Below are 3,545 nucleotides of genomic sequence, written 5' to 3'. Positions count from 1 at the left end.
CAGCGCCGCGCCGAAGCGCCGCGGCCGGTCCGGGGCCGGAGCCGAGCGGCTCGACAGGCGGCGCGCCGCGCGCCGCGGTGGCCTGGGGCGCGGGAGGGGGCATGGGGTCCTGGACGGCCGTAGCCGGCGGCGAGCGCTTCCGCTTCGACGGGCTGGCGCGCCTGCTGGCGGCCGCCTCGCCCCGGCGCTCGGGCGACGAGCTGGCCGGCGTCGCCGCAGGGAGCGACGCCGAGCGCGTGGCGGCGCGGTTCGCGCTGGCCGACCTGCCGCTGCGCGCCTTCCTGTCGGAGCCCGTGGTCCCCTACGAGTCGGACGAGGTGACGCGGCTGATCCTCGACACCCACGACGCGGCGGCGTTCGCGCCCGTCTCGCACATGACGGTGGGCCGGTTCCGCGACTGGCTGCTGTCGCACGAGGCCGACGGCGCCGCGCTCGCCGCGCTGTCGCCGGGGCTGACGCCGGAGATGGTGGCCGCGGCGTCCAAGCTGATGCGGAACCAGGACCTGATCGCCGTGGCGCGCAAGCGGGGCGTCGTCACCGCCTTCCGCTCCACCCTCGGCCTGCCGGGGCGGCTGGCGACGCGGCTCCAGCCCAACCACCCGACCGACGACCCGCGCGGCATCGCCGCTTCCACCCTGGACGGGCTGCTCTGCGGCTCGGGCGACGCGGTGATCGGCGTCAACCCCGCGACCGACAGCGTGCCGAACTGCATCGCGCTGCTCGAGATGCTGGACGCGCTCCGGGACCGGTACGCCATACCCACCCAGACCTGCGTGCTGACCCACGTCACCAACGCCATCGAGGCCATGAACCGCGGCGCGCCGGTGGATTTGGTGTTCCAGTCGGTCGCCGGCACGGAGGGCGCCAACGCCGGCTTCGGCGTCAACCTGTCCGTCCTGCGCGAGGCGCGCGACGCGGCGCTCGCGCTGGGCCGCGCCGGGCCGGGCGGGGAGGCGATGTACTTCGAGACCGGTCAGGGCGCCGCGCTCTCGGCAGGGGCGCACGGCGGCGTGGACCAACAGACGGTGGAGGCGCGGGCCTACGCCGTGGCGCGCGCCTTCCGGCCGCTGCTCGTCAACACCGTGGTCGGCTTCATCGGCCCCGAGTACCTGTTCGACGGCAAGCAGATCGTCCGCGCCGGCCTGGAGGACCACTTCTGCGGCAAGCTGCTCGGGCTGCCGATGGGCTGCGACGTCTGCTACACCAACCACGCCGAGGCCGACGGCGACGACATGGACGGGCTGATGGTGCTGCTCGCCGTGGCGGGGGTGAACTTCCTCATCGCCGTGCCCGGGTCCGACGACGTCATGCTGAACTACCAGAGCCTCGGCTTCCAGGACGTGCTCGCGTTGCGCGCGATGCTGGGTTTGCGGCCGGCGCCCGAGTTCGAGGATTGGCTGGTGCGCATGGAGGTCGCCGACCGGCAGGGGCGCATCCGCCCGCCGAGCCCGGAGGCGCCGCGCCTGGCCCGGCTCGCTCGCTACGCGGAGGGCGCCGCCGATGTCGGCTGACCCGGCGCCCGCCCCGGCCGGCGCCCCCGCGGAGGGCGCGCGCGACCCGTGGGCGAAGCTGCGCGCGGCGACGCCGGCGCGGATCGGGCTCGGGGCCGCGGGCGACGCCCTGGCGCTGCGCGACGTGCTGGACCTCCAGCTCGCGCACGCCCTGGCGCGGGACGCGGTGCACGCCTCGCTCGACGAGGCGGCGCTGGACGCCGCGCTCGCCGCGCACCCGTCGGTGCGGGTGCGGAGCGCGGCGCCGGATCGCGGCGCTTACCTGCGCCGCCCGGACCTGGGCCGCCGCCTTGACCCCGCTTGCCGCGACCTGCTCGCGCCCGGCGGCTTCGACGTGGCGTTCGTGCTCGCCGACGGGTTGTCGGCGACCGCGGTGCAGCGGCACGCACCGGCCGTGTTCCGCGCCTGCCTGGCGCGCCTCGGCGGGTGGTCGGTGGCGCCGGCGGTGGTCGCCGCGCAGGGCCGCGTGGCGCTCGGCGACGAGATCGGCGAGCGGCTCGGCGCGCGCTTGGTGGCGGTGCTGATCGGCGAGCGGCCGGGGCTGAGCGTGCCGGACAGCCTCGGCGTGTACCTGACCTACGGGCCGCGCGTCGGGCGGCGCGACTCCGAGCGCAACTGCATCTCCAACATCCACGCGGCCGGCGGGCTCCGCCCCGAAGCCGCGGCGGCCAAGCTCGTTTGGCTGATGCGCGAAGCGCTGTCGCGCCGGCTGACCGGCACCGGCCTCAAGGACGACGCCGGCCCGGCCGCGCTGGCCGAGGCGCCCGCCGCCGCGGCGCTGCCGCCTCCTCCGGGGCCTTGACCTCGCGGCTCCGGGGCCTTGACCTCGCGGCGCGCCCCGCGACCGGCTCCGCGCCGCTGACCGCGCGCCTTGGCTCCCGCGGAAAGCCCGGCACGGTCGCCTTCGGGCGAACTCGGGGCGGTCCGGGCGCCTTATGCCCCCCAGGCAGATAGAGGAGCACCGGACATGTCGGCGAACCTGGGCGTCCCCGCCGAGACTGCGGGCCTCGACCAACCCTACGACGCGGTGAGCCGGGCGTTCCACTGGCTGGTCGCCGCCCTGGTGGCGGCGCAGGTCGCCATCGCCCTGGTGCTGCCCGCCGTGCTGCCCAAGTCGGCCGAGGAGACCATCGCCGCTTGGCACCTCGCCGTGGGGTCGACGATCCTGCTCGTGATGCTGCCGCGCCTGGCTTGGCGGCTGACGCACCCGATGCCGCCGGCGCCGACCGACCTGCCGCCGGCGTTGCGGGGGCTGGCGCGGGGGACGCATTGGGCGTTCTACGCGGTGCTGATCGTGCTGCCCCTGCTCGGCTGGACGGCCGCGAACGCCTACGGCGCCACGCCGCGGCTGCTCGGGCTGATCCCGCTCCCCAAGATCGCCGCGACGGACAAGGCCTTCGCCGAGACCATCGGCGCCGCGCACAAGACGGTGGCGCTGCTGCTGGTGGTCCTGATCGCGCTGCACGTCTCCGGCGCGCTTTACCACGCGCTGGTCAAGCGCGACGGGGTGATCCGCCGGATGCTGCCGGGCAGGGGCGCGGCGCCGTAGCCGCGTCCCCGACCACCGGCGCGTCGCGGCGGCGGGCGCGGCGGTGCCGCGCCACCGGCCGCGCGGTCAGCACCGCCAGGGGCACGGCCAGCAGCAGCCCGGCCAGCGCCGGCAGCGCCGCCAGCAGCGCGAAGGCGCCCGCCGCGCCGAAGCACCCGGCCATGGCCAGCCCCGCCGCCGTGTGCCACCCGAACCGCCGCGCCGCAGCGGCCCAGGTGACGTCCCGCGCCGCCCGTGGCTGCGGCGCCCAGCCGCCGAACCGCCCGCGCGCCAGCCGCAGCAGGGTCAGCGTCCGCTCCAGCGCGTCGAGGGTCTCCAGCGCCAGGCCGAGCGCCAATTCCGCCGCCATGCCGCGCAGCAGCGCCGCGCGGCGGGCCTGCCCGGGGCGCAGCAGCGCTTCGGCGTAGCCGGCCAGCTTCGGCAGGGCCAGCACGGCGAAGCCGAGCAGCAGCAGGAACAGCAGCGCGCCGCGCGGCGTGCCTTCC

At 77.0% G+C, this 3,545-nt stretch carries 3 protein-coding genes and 1 pseudogene; 3 read left to right on the top strand and 1 reads right to left on the bottom strand.

The window, feature by feature from the left end:
• The first annotated feature begins 101 nt into the window (after positions 1 to 101).
• The 3 genes from ABD067_RS13450 to ABD067_RS13440 all read left to right on the top strand — a co-directional run bounded on the left by ABD067_RS13450 (position 102) and on the right by ABD067_RS13440 (position 3,060).
• Positions 102 to 1,511, top strand: coding sequence for an ethanolamine ammonia-lyase subunit EutB (locus ABD067_RS13450; protein ID WP_343895947.1), 1,410 nt, complete (start codon positions 102 to 104; stop codon positions 1,509 to 1,511).
• On the top strand, positions 1,501 to 2,313 hold the full coding sequence (gene eutC, locus ABD067_RS13445) for an ethanolamine ammonia-lyase subunit EutC (protein WP_343895819.1): 813 nt from the start codon (positions 1,501 to 1,503) through the stop codon (positions 2,311 to 2,313). The genes ABD067_RS13450 and eutC overlap by 11 nt, the downstream gene beginning before the upstream one ends.
• A gap of 165 nt (positions 2,314 to 2,478) precedes the next feature.
• Positions 2,479 to 3,060: a cytochrome b gene (locus ABD067_RS13440; RefSeq protein WP_343895818.1), complete on the top strand. Its 582-nt coding sequence runs from the start codon at positions 2,479 to 2,481 to the stop codon at positions 3,058 to 3,060.
• Here the strand turns inward: ABD067_RS13440 and ABD067_RS13435 are convergent.
• Positions 3,005 to 3,545, bottom strand: a pseudogene (locus ABD067_RS13435) (hypothetical protein); the annotation flags it as partial. The gene ABD067_RS13440 and the pseudogene ABD067_RS13435 sit on opposite strands and share 56 nt — an antisense overlap.

Source organism: Craurococcus roseus (genome assembly GCF_039523795.1).
In the GTDB taxonomy this organism is placed as follows: domain Bacteria; phylum Pseudomonadota; class Alphaproteobacteria; order Acetobacterales; family Acetobacteraceae; genus Craurococcus; species Craurococcus roseus.
The sequence above is the reverse complement of the archived record's forward strand: the minus strand, read 5'-3'. Positions and strand labels throughout refer to the sequence as shown.

What these genes read in the sequence shown, in the direction of transcription:
- ABD067_RS13450 (WP_343895947.1), top strand. Translation starts at nt 102, where the DNA reads ATGGGGTCCTGGACGGCCGTAGCCGGCGGCGAGCGCTTCCGCTTCGAC.
- eutC (WP_343895819.1), top strand. Translation starts at nt 1,501, where the DNA reads ATGTCGGCTGACCCGGCGCCCGCCCCGGCCGGCGCCCCCGCGGAGGGC.
- ABD067_RS13440 (WP_343895818.1), top strand. Translation starts at nt 2,479, where the DNA reads ATGTCGGCGAACCTGGGCGTCCCCGCCGAGACTGCGGGCCTCGACCAA.